20 protein-coding genes and 1 riboswitch are annotated in these 18,450 nt (G+C 72.7%); of the genes, 16 read left to right on the top strand and 4 right to left on the bottom strand.

Annotation, left to right across the window (positions count from 1 at the left end):
• Positions 1-182: 182 nt before the first annotated feature.
• Together ACGFN2_RS33480 and ACGFN2_RS33475 are read right to left on the bottom strand one after the other, a co-directional pair.
• On the bottom strand, positions 183-2,189 hold the full coding sequence (locus tag ACGFN2_RS33480) for an ABC transporter ATP-binding protein (protein WP_393366544.1): 2,007 nt from the start codon (positions 2,187-2,189) through the stop codon (positions 183-185).
• Positions 2,186-3,919 (bottom strand): ABC transporter ATP-binding protein, encoded by a 1,734-nt coding sequence (locus ACGFN2_RS33475; RefSeq protein ID WP_393366542.1) that lies wholly within the window; start codon positions 3,917-3,919, stop codon positions 2,186-2,188. The genes ACGFN2_RS33480 and ACGFN2_RS33475 overlap by 4 nt, the downstream gene beginning before the upstream one ends.
• 206 nt (positions 3,920-4,125) lie before the next feature.
• Between ACGFN2_RS33475 and ACGFN2_RS33470 the strand changes: the two genes are divergently transcribed.
• The 7 genes from ACGFN2_RS33470 (at position 4,126) to ACGFN2_RS33440 (ending at position 8,832) form a co-directional block, all read left to right on the top strand.
• Positions 4,126-4,371: a MoaD/ThiS family protein gene (locus ACGFN2_RS33470; RefSeq protein ID WP_362613651.1), complete on the top strand. Its 246-nt coding sequence runs from the start codon at positions 4,126-4,128 to the stop codon at positions 4,369-4,371.
• Positions 4,372-4,381: 10 nt separating this feature from the next.
• Positions 4,382-5,725, top strand: a complete 1,344-nt coding sequence (locus ACGFN2_RS33465) for a hypothetical protein (RefSeq protein ID WP_393366540.1) — start codon at positions 4,382-4,384, stop codon at positions 5,723-5,725.
• 235 nt (positions 5,726-5,960) lie between these two features.
• The gene (locus ACGFN2_RS33460) at positions 5,961-6,662 is read left to right on the top strand and encodes a DUF2993 domain-containing protein (protein ID WP_393366538.1); all 702 of its coding nucleotides are present in this window, start codon (positions 5,961-5,963) and stop codon (positions 6,660-6,662) included.
• 227 nt (positions 6,663-6,889) lie between these two features.
• The gene (locus ACGFN2_RS33455) at positions 6,890-6,997 is read left to right on the top strand and encodes a putative leader peptide (RefSeq protein ID WP_350252853.1); all 108 of its coding nucleotides are present in this window, start codon (positions 6,890-6,892) and stop codon (positions 6,995-6,997) included.
• 191 nt (positions 6,998-7,188) lie between these two features.
• On the top strand, positions 7,189-8,034 hold the full coding sequence (locus tag ACGFN2_RS33450; RefSeq protein ID WP_393366536.1) for a sulfurtransferase: 846 nt from the start codon (positions 7,189-7,191) through the stop codon (positions 8,032-8,034).
• Positions 8,035-8,078: 44 nt separating this feature from the next.
• Positions 8,079-8,366 (top strand): DUF1416 domain-containing protein, encoded by a 288-nt coding sequence (locus ACGFN2_RS33445; protein ID WP_030085405.1) that lies wholly within the window; start codon positions 8,079-8,081, stop codon positions 8,364-8,366.
• A gap of 178 nt (positions 8,367-8,544) precedes the next feature.
• Positions 8,545-8,832, top strand: a complete 288-nt coding sequence (locus ACGFN2_RS33440) for a DUF3099 domain-containing protein (protein ID WP_362613638.1) — start codon at positions 8,545-8,547, stop codon at positions 8,830-8,832.
• 27 nt (positions 8,833-8,859) lie between these two features.
• Here the strand turns inward: ACGFN2_RS33440 and ACGFN2_RS33435 are convergent, their stop codons facing one another.
• The gene (locus ACGFN2_RS33435; RefSeq protein ID WP_033266312.1) at positions 8,860-9,225 is read right to left on the bottom strand and encodes a DsrE family protein; all 366 of its coding nucleotides are present in this window, start codon (positions 9,223-9,225) and stop codon (positions 8,860-8,862) included.
• A gap of 282 nt (positions 9,226-9,507) precedes the next feature.
• Here ACGFN2_RS33435 and ACGFN2_RS33430 point away from each other — a divergent pair, with 282 nt between their 5' ends.
• The 6 genes from ACGFN2_RS33430 (at position 9,508) to ACGFN2_RS33405 (ending at position 14,730) form a co-directional block, all read left to right on the top strand.
• On the top strand, positions 9,508-10,095 hold the full coding sequence (locus tag ACGFN2_RS33430) for an FABP family protein (protein ID WP_362613635.1): 588 nt from the start codon (positions 9,508-9,510) through the stop codon (positions 10,093-10,095).
• Positions 10,096-10,137: 42 nt separating this feature from the next.
• A riboswitch (cobalamin riboswitch) is annotated at positions 10,138-10,210 on the top strand.
• Positions 10,211-10,331: 121 nt separating this feature from the next.
• Complete coding sequence (locus ACGFN2_RS33425) at positions 10,332-11,426, top strand: FecCD family ABC transporter permease (RefSeq protein ID WP_393366533.1); 1,095 nt, start codon at positions 10,332-10,334, stop codon at positions 11,424-11,426.
• The gene (locus ACGFN2_RS33420; protein WP_393366531.1) at positions 11,426-12,202 is read left to right on the top strand and encodes an ABC transporter ATP-binding protein; all 777 of its coding nucleotides are present in this window, start codon (positions 11,426-11,428) and stop codon (positions 12,200-12,202) included. Before ACGFN2_RS33425 ends, ACGFN2_RS33420 begins: the two co-directional genes overlap by 1 nt.
• Positions 12,203-12,212: 10 nt before the next feature.
• On the top strand, positions 12,213-13,229 hold the full coding sequence (locus ACGFN2_RS33415) for an ABC transporter substrate-binding protein (RefSeq protein WP_393366529.1): 1,017 nt from the start codon (positions 12,213-12,215) through the stop codon (positions 13,227-13,229).
• Positions 13,230-13,280: 51 nt separating this feature from the next.
• Positions 13,281-13,718, top strand: a complete 438-nt coding sequence (locus ACGFN2_RS33410; protein WP_393366527.1) for a Fur family transcriptional regulator — start codon at positions 13,281-13,283, stop codon at positions 13,716-13,718.
• A gap of 31 nt (positions 13,719-13,749) precedes the next feature.
• Positions 13,750-14,730, top strand: a complete 981-nt coding sequence (locus ACGFN2_RS33405) for a folate-binding protein (RefSeq protein ID WP_362613624.1) — start codon at positions 13,750-13,752, stop codon at positions 14,728-14,730.
• A gap of 73 nt (positions 14,731-14,803) precedes the next feature.
• Here the strand turns inward: ACGFN2_RS33405 and dtd are convergent, their stop codons facing one another.
• Positions 14,804-15,229 (bottom strand): D-aminoacyl-tRNA deacylase, encoded by a 426-nt coding sequence (dtd, locus tag ACGFN2_RS33400; protein ID WP_362613622.1) that lies wholly within the window; start codon positions 15,227-15,229, stop codon positions 14,804-14,806.
• Between the two features lie 370 nt (positions 15,230-15,599).
• Here dtd and ACGFN2_RS33395 point away from each other — a divergent pair, with 370 nt between their 5' ends.
• The 3 genes from ACGFN2_RS33395 (at position 15,600) to ACGFN2_RS33385 (ending at position 18,422) form a co-directional block, all read left to right on the top strand.
• On the top strand, positions 15,600-16,145 hold the full coding sequence (locus ACGFN2_RS33395) for an ABC transporter substrate-binding protein (RefSeq protein ID WP_362613620.1): 546 nt from the start codon (positions 15,600-15,602) through the stop codon (positions 16,143-16,145).
• 48 nt (positions 16,146-16,193) lie between these two features.
• Positions 16,194-17,249, top strand: a complete 1,056-nt coding sequence (locus ACGFN2_RS33390) for an asparaginase (protein ID WP_393366524.1) — start codon at positions 16,194-16,196, stop codon at positions 17,247-17,249.
• A 741-nt stretch (positions 17,250-17,990) separates the two neighbouring features.
• The gene (locus tag ACGFN2_RS33385; protein ID WP_362611241.1) at positions 17,991-18,422 is read left to right on the top strand and encodes an ankyrin repeat domain-containing protein; all 432 of its coding nucleotides are present in this window, start codon (positions 17,991-17,993) and stop codon (positions 18,420-18,422) included.
• Positions 18,423-18,450: the final 28 nt, after the last annotated feature.

Below are 18,450 nucleotides of genomic sequence, written 5' to 3'. Positions count from 1 at the left end.
CGGACGTAAAGCGAAGCAGTCCGGAAACCCTGCCCCGGAGGCCCGTCACCGCACCCGACACCCACCCGCCCGCCGCAGGCGCAACGGCGAGGAACAGACAAGCATCACCCGCACCCACGCCCCGCGCAGCGGACCCGAAACAACGCGAGCCACCACGGCGGAAACGCCGACAACGTGGGAGGTCACAAGCCATTCGCGAATTGCGCCGCATAGAGCCGCGCATACGCCCCGTTCGCTGCCAGCAGCGCCTCGTGGGGGCCCTGTTCGACGATGGCGCCGTTCTCCATGACGAGGATGGTGTCCGCGTCGCGGATCGTGGAGAGGCGGTGGGCGATGACGAAACTGGTGCGGCCGGTGCGGAGTTGGGCCATCGCGTGCTGGATGAGGACCTCGGTGCGGGTGTCGACCGAGCTGGTGGCCTCGTCCAGGACGAGGATGGCCGGTTCGGCGAGGAACGCGCGGGCGATGGTGATCAGCTGCTTCTCGCCGGCGGAGACATTGCCGCCCTCGTCGTCGAGCACGGTGTCGTAGCCGTCCGGCAGGGTCCGTACGAAGCGGTCGACGTGGGTGGCCCGGGCGGCCGCCACGATCTTGTCCAGGGGGGTGCCCGCGGGGGCTCCATAGGCGATGTTCTCGGCGATGGTGCCGCCGAAGAGCCAGGTGTCCTGGAGGACCATGCCGATGTGGGCGCGCAGTTCCTCGCGTGACATGGCGGCGATGTCGACGCCGTCGAGGGTGATCCGGCCGCCGCGTACCTCGTAGAAGCGCATCAGGAGGTTGACGAGGGTGGTCTTGCCGGCGCCGGTGGGGCCGACGATCGCCACCGTCTGGCCGGGGCGGACGGTCAGCGAGAGGTCCTCGATGAGCGGCTTGTCCGGTGCGTAGCGGAAGGAGACGTCCTCGAACGCGACCCGGCCCTCGACGCGTGCGGGGCGGGCCGGCCGTACGGGGTCGGGGTCCTGGTCGGTGGCGTCGAGGAGTTCGAAGACCCGCTCGGCGGAGGCGACACCGGACTGGACGAGGTTGGCCATCGAGGCGACCTGGGTCAGCGGCTGGCTGAACTGGCGGGAGTACTGGACGAAGGCCTGGACGTCGCCGATGGAGAGGGCGCCGGAGGCGACGCGGAGGCCGCCGACCACCGCGACCAGGACGTAGTTGAGGTTGCCGACGAACATCATCGCGGGCTGGATGATGCCGGAGATGAACTGGGCCCTGAAGCCGGCGGTGTAGAGGGCCTCGTTCTGTTCGCGGAAGAGCGCGGCGGACTCCCGCTGGCGGCCGAAGACCTTCACCAGGCTGTGGCCGGTGTACATCTCCTCGATGTGCGCGTTGAGCTTGCCGGTGGTCTTCCACTGCTGGACGAACTGCGGCTGGGCGCGCTTGCCGACCCTGGTGGCGACGACGACCGAGACCGGGACCGTGACCAGGGCGACCAGCGCCAGCAGCCACGAGGTCCAGAACATCATGGCGAGCACGCCGAGGATGGTCAGCAGGGAGGTGACGATCTGGCTGAGGGTCTGCTGGAGCGTCTGCTGGATGTTGTCGATGTCGTTGGTGGCCCGGGAGAGCACCTCGCCGCGCTGCTGCCTGTCGAAGTAGCTCAGCGGCAGCCGGGCCAGCTTCTCCTCGACCTGTTCGCGCAGGCGGAAGACCATCCGCTGGACGACGCGGGTGGCGATCCGGGCCTGGACGAAGCCGAACAGCGAGGCGCCCGCGTAGATCAGGGTGACCCAGAGCAGGACCTGGCCGACGGCGCCGAAGTCGATGCCGTGGCCGGGGACGACCGGCATCGTGCCGATCATGTCGGCGAGCCCGTCCTGGCCGTGGGCACGGAGTTGGCCGGCGGCCTGGGCCCTGGTGAGGCCGTCGGGCAGCTCCCGGCCGATGACGCCGGACATGATCAGGTCGGTGGCGTGGCCGAGGACCTTGGGGCCCACGACGCTCAGTGTCACGCTCAGCGCGCCCAGGGCCAGCGCGACGGTCAGGATGCCGCGCTCCGGCCGCATCTGGGCCAGCAGCCGGGCGCCGGAGCCCTTGAAGTCCATCGACTTCTCGGTGGGCTGGCCGCCCATCATCCGGGCGGGGCCGACCGCCGGGGCCGGGCCCCGCCGGGTGGCGGCCGGCGGCGCCGCGCCGGTGGCCGGCGGGGTCCCGGCCCCGGGGGCCGCGCCCTTGTCCGCGGTGGTCATGCCGCCTCCTGCTCGGTGAGCTGGGAGAGCACGATCTCCCGGTAGGTCTCGTTGCCGGCCATCAGCTCGGTGTGGGTGCCGGTGCCGACGACCCGGCCCTCGTCCAGGACGACGATGCGGTCGGCGCCGCGGATCGTGGCGACCCGCTGGGCGACGATCACGACGGCGGCCCGGCCGGTCTCGCGGGCGAGGGCGGCGCGCAGCGCGGCGTCCGTCGCGTAGTCCAGGGCGGAGAAGGAGTCGTCGAAGAGGTAGATCCCGGGGCGGCGGACCAGGGCGCGGGCGATGGCCAGCCGCTGGCGCTGGCCGCCGGAGACGTTGCCGCCGCCCTGCGCGACGGGCGCGTCCAGGCCGCCTTCCATCCGCTCGACGAACTCCCGCGCCTGGGCGGTCTCCAGGGCGTGCCACAGCTCGTCGTCGGTGGCGTCCGGGTTGCCGTAGCGGAGGTTGCTCGCGACGGTGCCGGAGAAGAGGTAGGGCTGCTGCGGGACCAGGCCGATGGCCTCGGCGAGCGTCTCCTGGTCGAGGGTGCGGACGTCCTCGCCGCCGACCAGGACCGTGCCGCCGGTCGCGTCGAAGAGGCGGGGGACGAGCCCGAGGAGGGTGGACTTGCCGCTGCCGGTCGAACCGATGACGGCGGTGGTCTCGCCGGGGCGGGCGACCAGCGAGATGTCCCTGAGGACCGGCTGCTCGGCGCCGGGGAAGCGGAACTCGACGCCGCGCAGCTCCAGTTCGCCGTGGCGGCGGAGTCCGGTGACGGGGTGCTCGGGCGGGGTGACGCCGGGCTCGGTCGCCAGCACCTCCTGGATGCGCTCGGCACAGACCTCGGCGCGCGGCAGCATCATCACCATGAACGTCGCCATCATGATCGACATCAGGATGTACATGAGGTAGCTGAGGAACGCGGTCAGTGCGCCGATCTGCATGGAGCCGCTGTCGATGCGCAGTCCGCCGAACCAGACGACGGCCACGCCGGAGAGGTTCACGACCAGCATGACCAGCGGGAACATCATCGACATCAGCCGGCCGACGCGCAGCGACATCTCGTACAGACCGGTATTGGCCCCGGCGAACCGCTCGCGCTCGTGCCGGTCGCGGACGAAGGCGCGGATGACGCGGATACCGGTGATCTGCTCGCGCAGCACGCGGTTGACGGTGTCGATGCGCTCCTGCACCCCGCGGAACAGCGGGCGCATCCGGCGCACGATCAGTGAGACGAGTGTCCCGAGGACCGGGACGATGACCAGCAGCAGGCCCGACAGCGGCACGTCCTGGTTCAGCGCCATGAGCACACCGCCGATGCACATGATCGGCGCCGAGACCATCATCGTGAACGTCATCAGCACCAGCATCTGGACCTGCTGGACGTCGTTGGTGGTCCGGGTGATCAGCGACGGCGCGCCGAAGGCGGCCATCTCACGGGCGGAGAAGGACTGCACCCGGTCGAAGACGGCGGCGCGGATGTCCCGGCCGAGCGCCATGGCCGTCCGGGCGCCGAAGTAGACGGCGCCGACGGCGCAGACGATCTGCAGCAGGGTGACGACGGCCATGAAGCCGCCGATGCGCAGGATGTAGCCCGTGTCCCCCTTCACGACGCCGTTGTCGATGATGTCGGCGTTGAGGGTGGGCAGGTAGAGGGTGGCCAGGGTCTGGATCAGCTGGAGCAGCACGATCAGGGATATCGAGCGTCTGTGGGGCCGCAGATGCACCCGGGCGATTCGGACCAACACATCGAGAGCCTAGGCGAACACTTGCTTCCGGCAATCGAATTTCCGTGTTCGCCGCCGTCCGGTGCCCGAGCCTTTACCGGAACGTGCCCGGCACCGGGCGGGCCGCCGCGTACGCCATCATGGAGGCGGCAACGACGGGGCGACCGCCACCACGGAAGCCCCCCGACCGACACGACGAAGAGGCCGCCGTGACAACAACTGGCACCGTGCGCTACTGGGCCGCGGCCAAGGCCGCCGCCGGCACGGCAGAGGAGCCCTATACGGCGGCGACGCTCGCCGAGGCGCTCGACGCGGCGCGTGCGGCGCATGCCGCGAACCCCGAGTTCGCGCGCGTGCTGCTGCGCTGCTCATTCCTGGTGGACGGCGATCCGGTCGGCACCCGTGACCACGGGGCGGTGTCGTTGGCGAACGGCGGCACCGTCGAGGTCCTGCCGCCGTTCGCGGGAGGATGAGCCGACGACCATGAGCGACCACCAGCCGCAGCACCGCCCTTCCCACGACCCGCACGACCCGTACACGCCGCAGGAGCCCTACGGTCCGAACGCGCCGCAGGACCCGTACGCCCGGCACGACCCGTACGGGCAGCACAACCCGTACGGGCAGCACGACCCGTACGGGCAGCAGGACCAGTACGGCCGTCCGGCCCCGTACCCGCAGCAGGCACCCCCGGCCGCGGCGCACCCGCCGTACGACCGGCAGGCGCCGTACGGCGGGCAGCCGCCCCACGACCCCTACCGGCAGCAGCAGCCCGCGCCGCAGCCGGGCCCCGGCCCGTACGGCCGGCCCGCGCAGGACCCGTACGGGTACGAGGCGTACGGCCGGCAGCCCCGGCACGGGCAGCCGCAGCACGCCCGGCCGTCCCAGCAGCCGCAGCAGCCGCCGCACGGCCAGGACGGCCACCGCGGTCCGCACGCCGAGCCCGCGCCGCTGCCCACCCAGCACCAGACCGCGGCACCGGCCGACGAGCCGCCCGCCCGCCGGCACCCGCAGCAGTCCCGCCCGGCGCCCGCCGCGCCCGCACCGGCCGCCACGGTGGTCTCCAGCGCCCCGCTCGCGGCCAACCAGCGCGCCCGCGCCGAGGGCCGCTCGCCGATCATCCCGCCCGGCATCCAGCCGGCCGCGCTGACCGCCGGACTGGCCCTGCTGCTCGCACTGACCGCGCCGCTGGCCCGGCCGGTGCTCGCGGTGCCGGTGGCGCTGCTGCAGGCCGTCACCGCCGCCGGCTGGTTCCGGCTCAACGGCATGTGGCCGGCCCGCCAGGGCATCGCGCTGGCCTTCCTGGGCGGCCTGACCACCGATGTCGCGCTGCTGGCCACCGACCGCGCGAGCGCGCCGCTGGTCGGCATCGGCACCCTCGGGGTGTGGTGTCTGCTGGTCCTCGTCCTCCAGCTGCGCAACCGCAGCAGCGCCGACGAGCGGATGTACGCGCTGACCGCGGGCCTGACCTCGTCCGCGCTCGCGGTACTGGCCGCCGGGCAGCTCGCGGCGAGCCCGCACGCGGTGGTGGTCGGCGCCGCAGCGGTCGCGGTGGCCACCCTGGCCCGTGCGCTGCCGCTGCCGTCCGTCGCCTCGGTCGGCATCGCGCTGGTGGCCGCGGCGGGCGCGGGCATCGCGGCCGGACAGCTGACCGGCCTGGGCGCCGCCGGAGCCCTGCTGGGGCTGGCGGCCGGCGGCTGCGCGCTGATCGGCCTGCGGGTGGCCAGCTACGACTACCCGTCCCGCTTCGTGCACATGACGGCCGGGGTGGCCCTGCCGCTGGCCCTAGCCGCGCCCGCGGTGTACGTCCTGGGGCGGACTCTGGGGTAGCGCCCGCCGGGGGCCGTACGACGGCCGGACGGAGCGGCGGGGGGGGGGGGGGGGCGCCGGGGGGGGGGGGGGCCCCCCCCCCCCGGGGGGGGGGGGCGGGCGCGGGGGGGCCCCCCCCCCCCCCCCCCCGCTCCCGTGTGTGCGAGGCCGTCGTCTAGGCTCCCCCGGAACGCAGGCAGGGGGCCTGCAGCGACGAGTCGGCCGTAATCCGGCCCAGTGTGGGGGAAGTGGTTCGATGCGTGCACTACGTGTGCTGGTGGTCCTCGTGGTCATACTCGGGGGACTGTTCGTGGCGGCCGACCGGGTGGCCGTGGGGCTGGCCGAGGACAAGGCCGCGGAGAAGATCCGGGCCGGCCAGGGGCTGGACAAGACCCCGACCGTCGCCATCAAGGGCTTTCCGTTCCTGACCCAGGTCGCGGGCCGCAGCCTCCAGGAGGTGGACGCCGACCTCGGGGGCATCGAGGCCCGGGCCCAGGGGCGTGCGCTGCGCATCGACCAGCTGTCGGCGCACTTCTACGACGTCGGGCTGACCAGCGACTACACCTCCATCGAGAGCGCCGCCTCGGCCACCGGCAACGCCCGGATCACCTATGCCGACCTGACGAAGGCGGCGGGCGGCGGCGTCAAGATCAGCTACGGCGGGGAGAAGAACGGCCGCAGCCAGGTCAAGATCTCGCCGAAGGTCCCGCTCCTCAGCTCGCTGGAGGTGACCGGCTCCATCAGCATCGTGGGCGGCACCACCGTCCGGCTGCGGGCCGACGGGCTGCCCACGATGTGCAAGGTCCTGCCGGGCTGTGAGAGCAAGGTGCGGGCCCAGACCGACCACGACTGGAAGCTGGACCAGCTGCCCGGCAACCTGAAGCTGGACAAGGTCGTGCTGATGAACGAGGGCCTCTCGATCTCCGCCTCCGGCAAGGACGTCAAGCTCCCCGGCTGACCGGGACACGCACGGCGGACCGCCCCACCGGTCCGCCGCCGCATCCACCCGCCGTCCATTTCCTGAGACGGCCCGGTCCGTACGCCAGACCCCCCACGGGCGTACGGGCGCCCGGAGCCCGTGCGGCAGCGCGCCGCGCGCCCTCCCATCCCACTTTACGGACAAACGCGTCTCACCATTCGACACGCCGGTGACACGCCCCGCTCCGCGTCCCTACGATCGGAGCCATGCAGAGCTCATTGAGCGGTCTCCGTCCGCGGGGACGGGCGGTCCTGACGAAGCGGCGGGCAGTAGACCTGTGCCGCGTCGCCGCCATGCTCTGTCGCCCTGTCTGACGGGCCTCCCGCACCCCAGCCCCTGAGGGTGTCGTGCCCGGCCGGCCCCCTGGCCGTTCCGTATGTCCCCACAGCGCCATGCCGGCCCCGTACCCACGACACGGGCCGCCCGGAACTCCACGGCGCGCACCCGGCATACCCGCGTGCAACTCTGCCACTGCCCCCCGTAACTGCCCCGGAGGAGAAGAATCATGAGCCGTAGCGACGTCCTCGTAGACGCCGACTGGGTCGAGGCCCACCTGGAGGACCCGAAGGTGGTTCTCGTCGAGGTCGACGAGGACACCTCGGCCTACGACAAGAACCACATCAAGAACGCCGTCCGGATCGACTGGAAGCAGGACCTCCAGGACCCGGTCCGCCGTGACTTCGTCGACCAGGCCGGCTTCGAGAAGCTGCTCTCGGCCAAGGGCATCGCCAACGACGACACCGTGGTCCTCTACGGCGGCAACAACAACTGGTTCGCTTCCTACGCCTACTGGTACTTCAAGCTCTACGGCCACGGCAGCGTCAAGCTCCTCGACGGCGGCCGCAAGAAGTGGGAGCTGGACTCCCGCGACCTGGTCGACGGCTCCGAGGTTCCCCAGCGCCCGGCCACCCAGTACCAGGCCAAGGCCCAGAACACCGCGATCCGCGCCTTCCGGGACGACGTCGTCGCCGCGATCGACAACCTCAACCTGGTCGACGTGCGCTCCCCCGACGAGTTCAGCGGCAAGCTGCTCGCCCCGGCGCACCTCCCGCAGGAGCAGTCGCAGCGCCCCGGCCACGTGCCCAGCGCCCGCAACATCCCGTGGTCGAAGAACGCCAACGACGACGGCACCTTCAAGTCGGACGACGAGCTCAAGGCCCTCTACGAGGGTGAGTCCGTCGACCTGGCCAAGGACACCATCGCCTACTGCCGCATCGGCGAGCGCTCCGCGCTCACCTGGTTCGTGCTGCACGAGCTGCTCGGCCAGACCAACGTCAAGAACTACGACGGCTCCTGGACCGAGTACGGCTCGCTCGTCGGTGTCCCGATCGAGCTCGGCGCCGCCAAGTAAGCAAGCACGCTTCTCTCCCCCGACCCCCTCAAGGAAGTACCCCCATGTGTGGAGCACAGGCAGGCGGCCCGGACGCCTCGACCATCAAGCCCGGTGAGACCACGATCCAGGGCAGCGTGACCCGCGACGGCGAGCCCGTCACCGGTTACGTCCGACTCCTGGACAGCACCGGTGAGTTCACCGCCGAGGTTCCCACCTCCGCGACCGGACAGTTCCGCTTCTACGCGGCCGAGGGCACCTGGACGCTGCGCGCCCTCGTCCCGGGCGGCACCGCGGACCGCACCGTCGTCGCCCAGCAGGGCGGCCTGGCGGAGGTCGCCATCGCCGTCTGACGGCGGCAGGAGCGGCGGCGCTCCCGGGGACACCCGGACCGCCGCCGCCCCTCCTACGGCCGGAGGGCCGCACCCCAGGGGTTTGGACGCCTTGGCTGGGGTGCGGCCCTCCGTGCCGTGCGCGGCCGGGGCCGCTCCCCCGCTTCTGTCCCGCCCCGCGCGGACTTACCGTGGAGACATGGACGCGCACCGCCGTTCGCCCGCACAGCGCCGTCATCGCCGGTACTTCGTGCTGATGGGCGTGTGCCTGCTGCTGTTCGTCCTGGCCTGGGGTGTGGTGCGGCTGTGGTCGGTCCCGGTCGCGGTGGGCATGTGCGTCGTCGCCATGGTCATCCCGCCGGTCGCGGCCGTCATCGGCAACCGCCGCGAGCCCGGTGAGCGCTGGTGGGACGAGTCCGGCGACCCGGAGTCCGACCGCTGGTGGCGGGAGCTGGACGACCGGGGCGACGACAGACACCCGCAGTAGGCCCGGGCGGGCCCCCGCCGGGAGCGCTCAGTACACCAGCGCCTGGACGTCGTCCGGCATGATCTCGCTGACGAACACCTGGGCACCGGCGATCCCGGCCCCCTCGATCAGGTCCTTCTGCTCGATGTCCCGCCGCGCCGCGCACTGGGTGCAGACCGTGATCGCCCCACCGCCCGCGCGGATTCCGTCGATGAGTTCCGGCAGCGGCGCAGCGTGCGGCAGCTCGAACTCCGCTGCCCGTCCCGGCAGCGCGAACCACACGGACTCCCCGGTCAGCCACAGGGACACCTCGACGCCGCTGGCCACCGCCACCGCCGCCACCGTGAACGCCTGCGAGCACCGCTCGGGCGCGTCCGCGCCCGCCGTCACCTTGATCACGAGCTTCTTCGCCATGAGGCCAGAGTAGGCGCGGCGGACCTCACAGCGCCGCAGTCACCGCCGCCGACTAGACTCGCAGGCGGTCCGTTACACCCTCATCCGTACAAGGGGCGCGCTCGTGCTTGAGGCATTCTTCACCACCCTGCTCGTTCTGGTCGGCATCGGCGTCATCGCGTTCGCCGGTCTGACCTGGAAGAAGCTGTACCAGGGCCAGCGCTGAGCCCCTCGCCCACCACCCGTGGCAGGAGCGCCGCCCGCGCCCTGTCGGTCCCCTCTCTATAGATCGTCTGAGCTCTCATGATCGAGATCCCGTCCGACCTGAACCCGGCCCTGGTGCCGCTCGCCTTCCTCCTCGGCAACTGGGAGGGCGCCGGCGTCGCCGACTTCCCCGGCACCGAGAAGTGCAACTTCGGGCAGGAGGTCAGCTTCACCCACGACGGCCGTGACTTCCTGGAGTACACCTCGCACAGCTGGGTGCTCGACGCCGAAGGCAAGAAGGTCCGCCCGCTGGAGACCGAGACCGGCTTCTGGCGCATCGACGCGGACCGCAAGGTCGAGATCGTGATGTGCCGCGACCAGGGCGTGGTGGAGGTCTGGTACGGCGAGCTGGCCGACCAGAAGCCGCAGATCGACCTGGCCACCGACGCCATCGCGCGCACCGGCGCCTCCGGCCCGTACAGCGGCGGCAAGCGGCTCTACGGCTACGTCAACAGCGACCTGATGTGGGTCGGCGAGAAGTCCACCCCGGACGTCCCGCTGCGGCCGTACATGTCCGCGCACCTGAAGAAGGTCGCCGACCTCAAGGAGTGGGCGGAGAGCCTGCCCGAGGACATGCCCGACGGCGTCTCCTTCTTCCGTCCGGACGGCACGCCCTACAACCCGTGACCACCCCGGGGAGAGTCCCGCTCTCCCCGCCAGCGCCCCGCGGGGGAAGCCGGTCGAAGTCCGGCGCTGACCCGCAACGGTAGGCGGAAGATCCCTTCCGCGAGCCCGATCGCCCGCGGCGCGCGCAGCTTCCCGCTCAACTCGCCGTGGACTGCGAGGGGACGCGGCCCGGCCCTCGCGGACCCGGGCCGCCCCTTGGTACGTACGGACGCGGCCCGACCCCGAGGCGGCCGACCGTGGCGACCACCCGCGCGCATCCGACGACCGACCGGGCCGGCGCGCCGCCGGGCCGCGGGCGGCTGCCCGTACCACCCCTGCTCGCCGTGCTCACGGCCGTCCTGCTCGGCTCGCTGCTGTGCGGGACCGGGCTCGGCGCCGCCGGACTGAGCTGGGCCGAGGTGCTGCGCTCTCTGGCTGCCGGACTGACCGGCGGCACCCTCTCGCCCGACGAGGTCGCCGCCTACACCATCGTGTGGGAGCTGCGTTTCCCGCGGGCCCTGCTGGCGGCGGTGGTCGGCGCCGGGCTCGCCGGCCTCGGCGTGGCCGTCCAGGCCCTGGTCCGCAACGCCCTCGCCGACCCGTTCGTGCTCGGCATCTCCTCCGGGGCCGCCGTCGGCGCCAACGCCGTCCTCCTCTTCGGGGCGCTCGGCGCGCTCGGCGTCTGGGCCCTGTCGGCGGCGGCGTTCGTCTCCGCGCTGCTCGCCATGGCCCTGGTGTACGCCGCCGCGCGCACCGCCCACGGGCTCACCCCGCTGCGTCTGGTGCTGACCGGCAGCGCGATGTACTACGGCTTCTCCGCCCTCACCACCCTGATGGTGTTCACCGCCGACCGCGGCGAGGCGGCCCGCTCGGCGATGATGTGGCTGCTCGGGAGCCTGAGCGGGGCGGGCTGGGGCTCGGTGCCGATCGCCGCGGCCGCGGTGGCCGCCGGGCTGGCCCATCTGCTGCTCTCCGCGGGCCGGCTCAACGCGCTGGCCATGGGCGACGAGACCGCCGCCGCCCTCGGGGTGGACGTCCGCCGGCTGCGCCACGAGCTGTTCGTCGTCGCGGCCGCCGGCACCGGCGCGGTGGTCGCGGTCAGCGGGGCGATCGGCTTCGTCGGGCTGATGGTGCCGCATGTGACCCGGATGCTGGTCGGCGCCGACCACCGCCGGGTGCTGGCCGTCGCCCCGCTGCTCGGCGCGGTGCTGCTGGTGTGGGTGGACCTGCTCTCCCGGGTGCTGCTGGCGCCCGTCGAACTGCCGGTCGGCGTGCTCACCGCCGTCCTCGGCGTGCCCTGCTTCGTCCTGCTGATGCGGCGGCGCGGCTACACCTTCGGAGGCGGCGCCTGATGCGGCTGGACGTCACGGACCTGTCCGTGGAGGTGGCCGGGCAGCGGCTGGTCCACGACATCACGCTGCGGGCCGGCAGCGGCCGGGTGGCCGGCCTGGTCGGCCCCAACGGCAGCGGCAAGTCGACCCTGCTGCGCTGCGTCTACCGCGCGCTGCGCCCGGCCGCCGGGACCGTACGGCTGGACGGCGCGGAGCTGCACGCCATGGACGCGCGCACCGGCGCCCGGCTGCTGGCCGCGCTGCCCCAGGAGGCGAGCACCGAGTTCGACTTCACCGTCGCCGAGGTCGTCGCGATGGGGCGGCTGCCGCACCAGCGCGGCTCGGGCCGGGCGAGCGCGGCGGACGACGGGCACTGCGCACGGGCGCTGGCCCGGGTCGGCGCGGACCACCTGGCCGGGCGCGGCTTCCTCAGCCTGTCCGGCGGCGAGAAGCAGCGGGTGCTGATCGCCCGCGCGCTGGCCCAGGACCCGCGGGTGCTGGTGCTCGACGAACCGACCAACCACCTGGACATCGCCCAGCAGTTGGCGGTGCTGACGCTGGTGCGGGAGTGCGGGCTGACGGTGCTGACCGCGCTGCACGACCTCAATCTGGCCGCCCTGCACTGCGACGAGCTGTACGTCCTCGCCCACGGCCGGATCGTCGCCGCGGGCCCGCCGCACGACGTGCTCACCCCGGAGCTGCTCGCCGAGGTCTTCGGCGTCCGCGCCCACCGCGTACGGCATCCCGAAACGGGCGCCGTCCAGCTGCTGTTCGACCGCCTCCCCGCCGACTCCTGAGGACCCGCCCGTGCGCCGCACCGCCGCCCCGCTCACCGCCCTCGCCCTCGCGCTCGCCCTGACCGGCTGCGGCGCGACCGTGTCCGACGACGGCCAAAAGCCCGCCAAGGGCTCCGGCCGCCACCCCGTCACCGTCGAGAACTGCGGGGTCCGCACCACCTACGACAAGCCGCCCGCCCGCGTGGTCACCAACGACGTCGGCATCACCGAGATCATGTTCGCGCTCGGCCTGGAGGACCGGATGGCCGGCTATGTCATGCCCGACGACAAGGGCGACCTCGACGGCGTCCCCTGGAAGGCCGCCTACGGCAAGGTCCCCTGGCTCGCCAAGAAGACGCTGACCAGGGAGATCGCCCTCGACGCCCGCGCCGACCTGGTCTTCGCCGGATGGAACTACGGCTTCGGCGAGGACACCGGTCTCACCCCCGCCTCCCTCAAGAAGCTCGGCATCGGCAGCTATGTGCTGACCGAGTCCTGCCACAACGGCCGGGACGGCGCCCGCGGGGTGATGCCGCCCCTGGACGCGCTCTACACCGACCTGACGACGCTCGGGAAGATCTTCGGCGTCGAGGACCGCGCCGCCGCCCTGGTGAAGAAGTACCGGAAGCAGGTGGCCGACGCCGCCGCCAAGGCCCCCGCACCGGCCGACCGCCCCTCCGTCTTCCTCTACGACGACGGCCGCGACAAGCCGTTCACCTCCGGCAGGTACGCCGGACCGCACGACATCATCACCAAGGCCGGCGGCGACCACGTGATGAAGGACCTCAAGGACTCCTGGACGACCGTCGGCTGGGAGACCGTCGTCGCCCGCGACCCCGACGTCATCGTCATCAACGACTACGGCGACACCTCCGCCGCGCAGAAGAAGAAGTTCCTGATGTCGTACGCCCCGCTCGCCCACGTCTCGGCAGTCAGGCACCACCGGATCTACGTCATGGACTACGCCGAACTCGTCGAGAGCCCCCGCAACCCCGGCGCCGTCAGTGACCTGGCCCGCTATCTGCGCGGGGTACGGGCGGGCGGCTGATACGGCACCGTACGGGCACCACCCGGGCGGCCGCCCTTCTACACTGGCGGTGTGGTGACCACCGACTGGCAGAGCGACCTCCGCAGGCGCGGATACCGCCTGACCCCGCAGCGTCAGCTCGTGCTGGAGGCTGTGGACAGCCTTGAGCACGCCACCCCGGACGACATCCTCACCGAGGTGCGCAAGACGGCGGGCGGGGTGAACATCTCCACGGTCTACCGGACCCTGGAGCTCCTGGAGGAACTGGGCCTGGTCAGCCATGCCCACCTCGGGCACGGCGCCCCGACCTACCACCTCGCCGACCGCCACCACCACATGCACCTGGTCTGCCGGGACTGCACGGACGTCATCGAGGCGGATCTGTCGGTGGCCGAGCCGTTCACGGCGATGCTGCGCGAACAGTTCGGCTTCGAGACCGACATGAAGCACTTCGCGATCTTCGGGCGCTGTGCGGCCTGCCGTACCAAGGCAGCCGAGGGTGAGGGCTGAGGCGGTCGCCCCCGGGTCGTAGGCTGGGTCCATGCCGCGACCTTCATCCGCCAGCCCCCTGCTGTCGCTGCCCGGCGCCGTCCCCGCCGAGGCCCCCGACGAAGGCGTCGCCGCGCACTACGGCGACCTCTTCCGCGAGCAACGTGCCCTCGCCGACGGCACCGGCTTCGTCGACCTCTCGCACCGTGGCGTGGTCACCGTCACCGGCGCCGAGCGGCTGAGCTGGCTGCATCTGCTGCTCACCCAGCACGTCAGCGACCTGCCGCCCGGTCAGGCCACCGAGGCGCTGATCCTGTCCGCGCACGGCCACATCGAGCACGCGGTCTCCCTCGTCGACGACGGCGAGACGACCTGGATGCACACCGAGCCCGGTAACCAGGAGGCGCTGATCGCCTACCTGGAGAGCATGAAGTTCTTCTACCGGGTCGAGGTCGCCGACCGCACCGACGAGTTCGCCGTGGTCCATCTGCCGGCCGGGTCCATCGCCGAGGTGCCCGACAAGGCCGTGGTGCGCGAGACCGCGCACGGCCGCGAACTGTTCCTGCCGCGCGCCGGTCTGGAGTCCTTCGCCGCCTCCCACGGGCCGGCGATCGGTGTGCTGGCCCTGGAGGCGCTGCGCGTCGAGGCCCACCGTCCCCGGCTGGGCCTGGAGACCGACCACCGCACCATCCCGCACGAGCTGGGCTGGATCGGCACCGCCGTCCACCTCCAGAAGGGCTGCTACCGCGGCCAGGAGACCGTCGCCCGGGTCCACAACCTGGGCAAGCCGCCGCGCCGGCTGGTCTTCCTGCACCTGGACGGCAGCGAGGTCCAGCTGCCGCCCCACGGCACCCCGATCCGGCTCGCCGCGGACGGCGAGGAGGGCCGGCAGCTCGGCTTCCTCACCACCTCGGCCCGCCACCACGAGCTCGGCCCGATCGCGCTCGCCCTGGTCAAGCGGAACGTGCCGGTGGACGCGCCGCTGCTGGCGGGCGGCACGGCCGCCGCGCAGGAGGTCGTGGTCGAGCCGTAGGGGCCCGCGGCTCCGGCGCGACCCCCTGGCGCGCGGGGCAGGGCCTTCTCCGGCCCCGGCCGCCGGGCCGGTCTCAGACCTCGACCAGCACCGTGAACGGCCCGTCGTTCGTCAGCGACACCCTCATGGACGCACCGAAGCGGCCGGTCTCCACCTGGGCGCCCAGCGCCCGCAGCTGCGCGACGACCTCGTCGACCAGCGGCTCGGCGACCGGCCCCGGTGCGGCGGCGTTCCAGGTGGGGCGGCGGCCCTTGCGGGCGTCACCGTAGAGAGTGAACTGGCTGATCACGAGCAGTGGCGCCGCGGTGTCCGAGCAGGACTTCTCCCCCTCCAGAATCCGCACCGACCACAGCTTGCGGGCGAGCTGCGCGGCCTTCTCCGGGGTGTCCTCGTGCGTGACCCCCACCAGCACGCACAGTCCCTCACCGACGATCTCCCCGACCGTCTCGCCCGCCACCTCGACGCGGGCACCGTCCACCCTTTGCACCACAGCTCGCATACCCGCCATCATGCCGGGCGGCCCGCCGCCTTCGGACAGCCGTACCCCCACGGGGGCCGTTCGGGTGCCATGGCCCTGCAGAAGGACCGCCCAGAGTGGCACGATGCGTGCACGTGGTGCGTTTCATGGACAACATGCCCAGGACGCGGCACCGGACGAGGGGACGGAACGCTTCATGAACACTCTCGGCGCCGGACAGACACCCGGTCCCGTACCAACCGCCCGTACGACACCGACCGGTCGGACGACATCGACCACCCCCGCGCCCGGCTCCGCAGCTCCGGCGCCCGCCGGCCCACCACCGCCCAGCGCCCTGACGACCACCACAGTGACGGCTCGCGTCGAGCCCCCCGGCACCGAGGACGGCCCCATGCTCCAGGCAGGCCAGGCGCAGCACCCCCGCCCCCCGCAGCAGCGCGACCGCTGCCTGCCGGCCACCATCCCCGACCTGTCCGGGCTGGGGCTGCCCGAGCTGCGGGTGCTCCGGCGTGACTCCCAGCAGGAAGAGGCCGATCTCAGCTATCTGCGGCGGCTGTTGCAGGGCCGGATCGACATCCTGCGGGCCGAGATCGGCCGCCGGTCCGCCGAGCAGTCACCGCTGCTGGACCGGCTCCCGGAGATCCTCACGGACCTGCCGTCCCGCCACCGCTCCTCCGCCCGGCACGTGACGCTCGGTACGCCGCACAGCGAGGAGTACCGCCGGCTCGCCGACGAGATGCTCGGCGAGGTGGAGCTGTCCGACCTCACCGCGCGCACGGACCAGGAGCTGCACGACGGGATGGGCCGGCTGGTCCGCTACGAGCAGCAGGTCTCCCGGCGCCGTCAGTCGCTGCAGCGCACCACCGACGAGTGCAGCGCCGAAATCACCCGCAGGTACCGTGAAGGCGAAGCGCAAGTAGACGACCTGCTGTCCTGACCGGGCCACAAGCCTCCGGGGCACGGGCCACTCCCCGGAAGGCCGACGATGACCTCGCCCACCCCGATATCCGAGCCGACCCCGGAATCCGCGCCGTCCCCGGATTCCCCGGCGGCTGCGCTTTCCCCCGCGTCTCCCGCGTCTCCCGCGTCTCCCGCTTCCGCGGTCTCCCCCGTCCTCGCCGAGGTCGTCCGCTCCGGCTTCGTCGAGGGCCGGCACCGCGGCTCCCTCGTGGTGCTCGCCGCCGACGGCAGCGTGGACTGGACGCTCGGCGAGGTCACCGCCCCCGTCTTCCCCCGCTCCACGAACAAGCCGATGCAGGCCGCGGCGGTGCTGCGGGCGGGCCTGGACCTCTCCGGCGAGCGGCTGGCGCTGGCCGCCGCGAGCCACTCCGGCGAGCCGTTCCACCTCGACCTCGTACGGACCATGCTGGCCGAGCACGGCCTGACCGCCGACCAGCTGCAGACGCCCGCCGACCTGCCGCTGGACCCCGAGGAGGCGGAGACCTACCTCGCCTCGGGCCACGTCCGCGACCGCCTCACCATGAACTGCTCGGGCAAGCACACCGCGATGCTGGCCGCCTCGGCGCGGAACGGCTGGCCGCTCGACACGTACCTCGACGAGGCCCATCCGCTCCAGCAGCTGGTGGCCGACGGCGTCCGCTCCGCGAGCGGCGAGGACGTCGCCCATGTCGGCACGGACGGCTGCGGGGCGCCCCTGCTGTCGCTGTCGCTGACCGGTCTGGCCCGCGCCTTCCGGCACTTCGTCCTGGCCGAGTCCGGCAGCCCCGAGCGACGGGTCGCCGATGCGATGCGGACCCACCCGGAGTACGTCGCCGGTACCCGCCGCCCCGACACCTGGCTGATGCGGGCCCTCCCCGGCACCCTCTCCAAGATGGGCGCCGAGGCCGTCCAGGCCGTGGCCCTCCCCGACGGCCGTGCCCTCGCGTTCAAGATCGACGACGGCGCCACCCGCACCCTCGGTCCCGTCCTCGCCCGCACCCTCCGCCTCATGGGCCTCGACGACCCCATCCTCACCCGCCTCGCGGACGCACCGCTCCTCGGCGGCGCGGTGCGGGTGGGGGAGATTCGGGCGGCGTTCTGAGCGGTTGGGGTTGTGGGCGTTTCGTTCGGCTGCGGGGTGCGGTGGGGGCTGGGCGCGCAGTTCCCCGCGCCCCTTTGGGGCGTGAGCTGGTTGCCGCGTGGGGCGTGTGTGCGGGCCCGGCGGGGGCTGGGGTGTTGCGGGGCTTGTGGTTGCCGCGGGGGTCGGAGGGGACGCACCGGGGCCCGTCCTCGGCGCGGGCGACGCGGGTCCATGGGATTGAGTGCCCCGGTGTTCGCTCCGGTCCTGCGGGCGGTCCCCGGTACATCCCCTCCGACCGTCCCCCGTTGCCGACCGCCGGACGGTGACACCGCGCCTCACGGCCACGACTCAGCCGCGCCCAAGCTGCAGGTGGGCGAACCAGCTGCCTGCCAAGGGAATGCCGTACGGGTCTGCCGTAGACCGGAATCGGTACGGCGGGTCAGCCGCGTACGAACGGCGGTCGGAGGGGATGTCCGGTGAGCCGCCCGCAGGACCCGGAGCGAACAACGGGGTGAAGAACCTCAGGGACCAGCATCGCCCGCGCCGAGGACGGCTTACCGGGCGTCCCCTCCGACCCACCACCCACAGGCCGTAGGCAAACGGCGCCCAGCAACCCGCACCGCACACCGGGCAAACCCCCATCCACCCCGACGCCCCGCCCACGGCAACGGTCGCGCCCGCTGCCGCAACCGCCATGGCCTGCATAAAGTGGCGATGACAGGGCACGCACGCATCACCCACGACAGCAGGAGGCCGGCGACCATGAGCGACGCGAATTCCGAGCCGCAGGGGCCCGAGGCGATCGAGCACGCACACGACCCCGAGGTGTTGCAGCTCGCGGCCAAGGTGTTCGACCTCGCGCGGCACGGCGACACCGACACCGTCGCCGCCTATGTGGACGCGGGCGTCCCGGCCAACCTGACGAACGACAAGGGCGACTCGCTCGTGATGCTGGCGGCGTACCACGGCCACCCCGCCACCGTGGAGGCCCTGTTGCAGCGCGGCGCCGACGCCGACCGCCCCAACGACCGCGGCCAGACGCCGCTCGCCGGCGCGGTGTTCAAGGCCGAGGACGAGGTCGTGAAGGTCCTGGTGGCCCACGGAGCGGACCCGGCGGCCGGTACCCCGTCGGCGATCGACACGGCCCGGATGTTCGAGAAGGCGGAGCTGCTGAAGCTGTTCGGGGCGGAGTGACCCGGCAGGCGGCCCGGTAGACGAGGCC

Source organism: Streptomyces sp. NPDC048612, from assembly GCF_043199295.1.
GTDB lineage: Bacteria > Actinomycetota > Actinomycetes > Streptomycetales > Streptomycetaceae > Streptomyces.
Note: the sequence above shows the minus strand (reverse complement) of the source record. Positions and strands in the feature narration are given on the sequence as shown.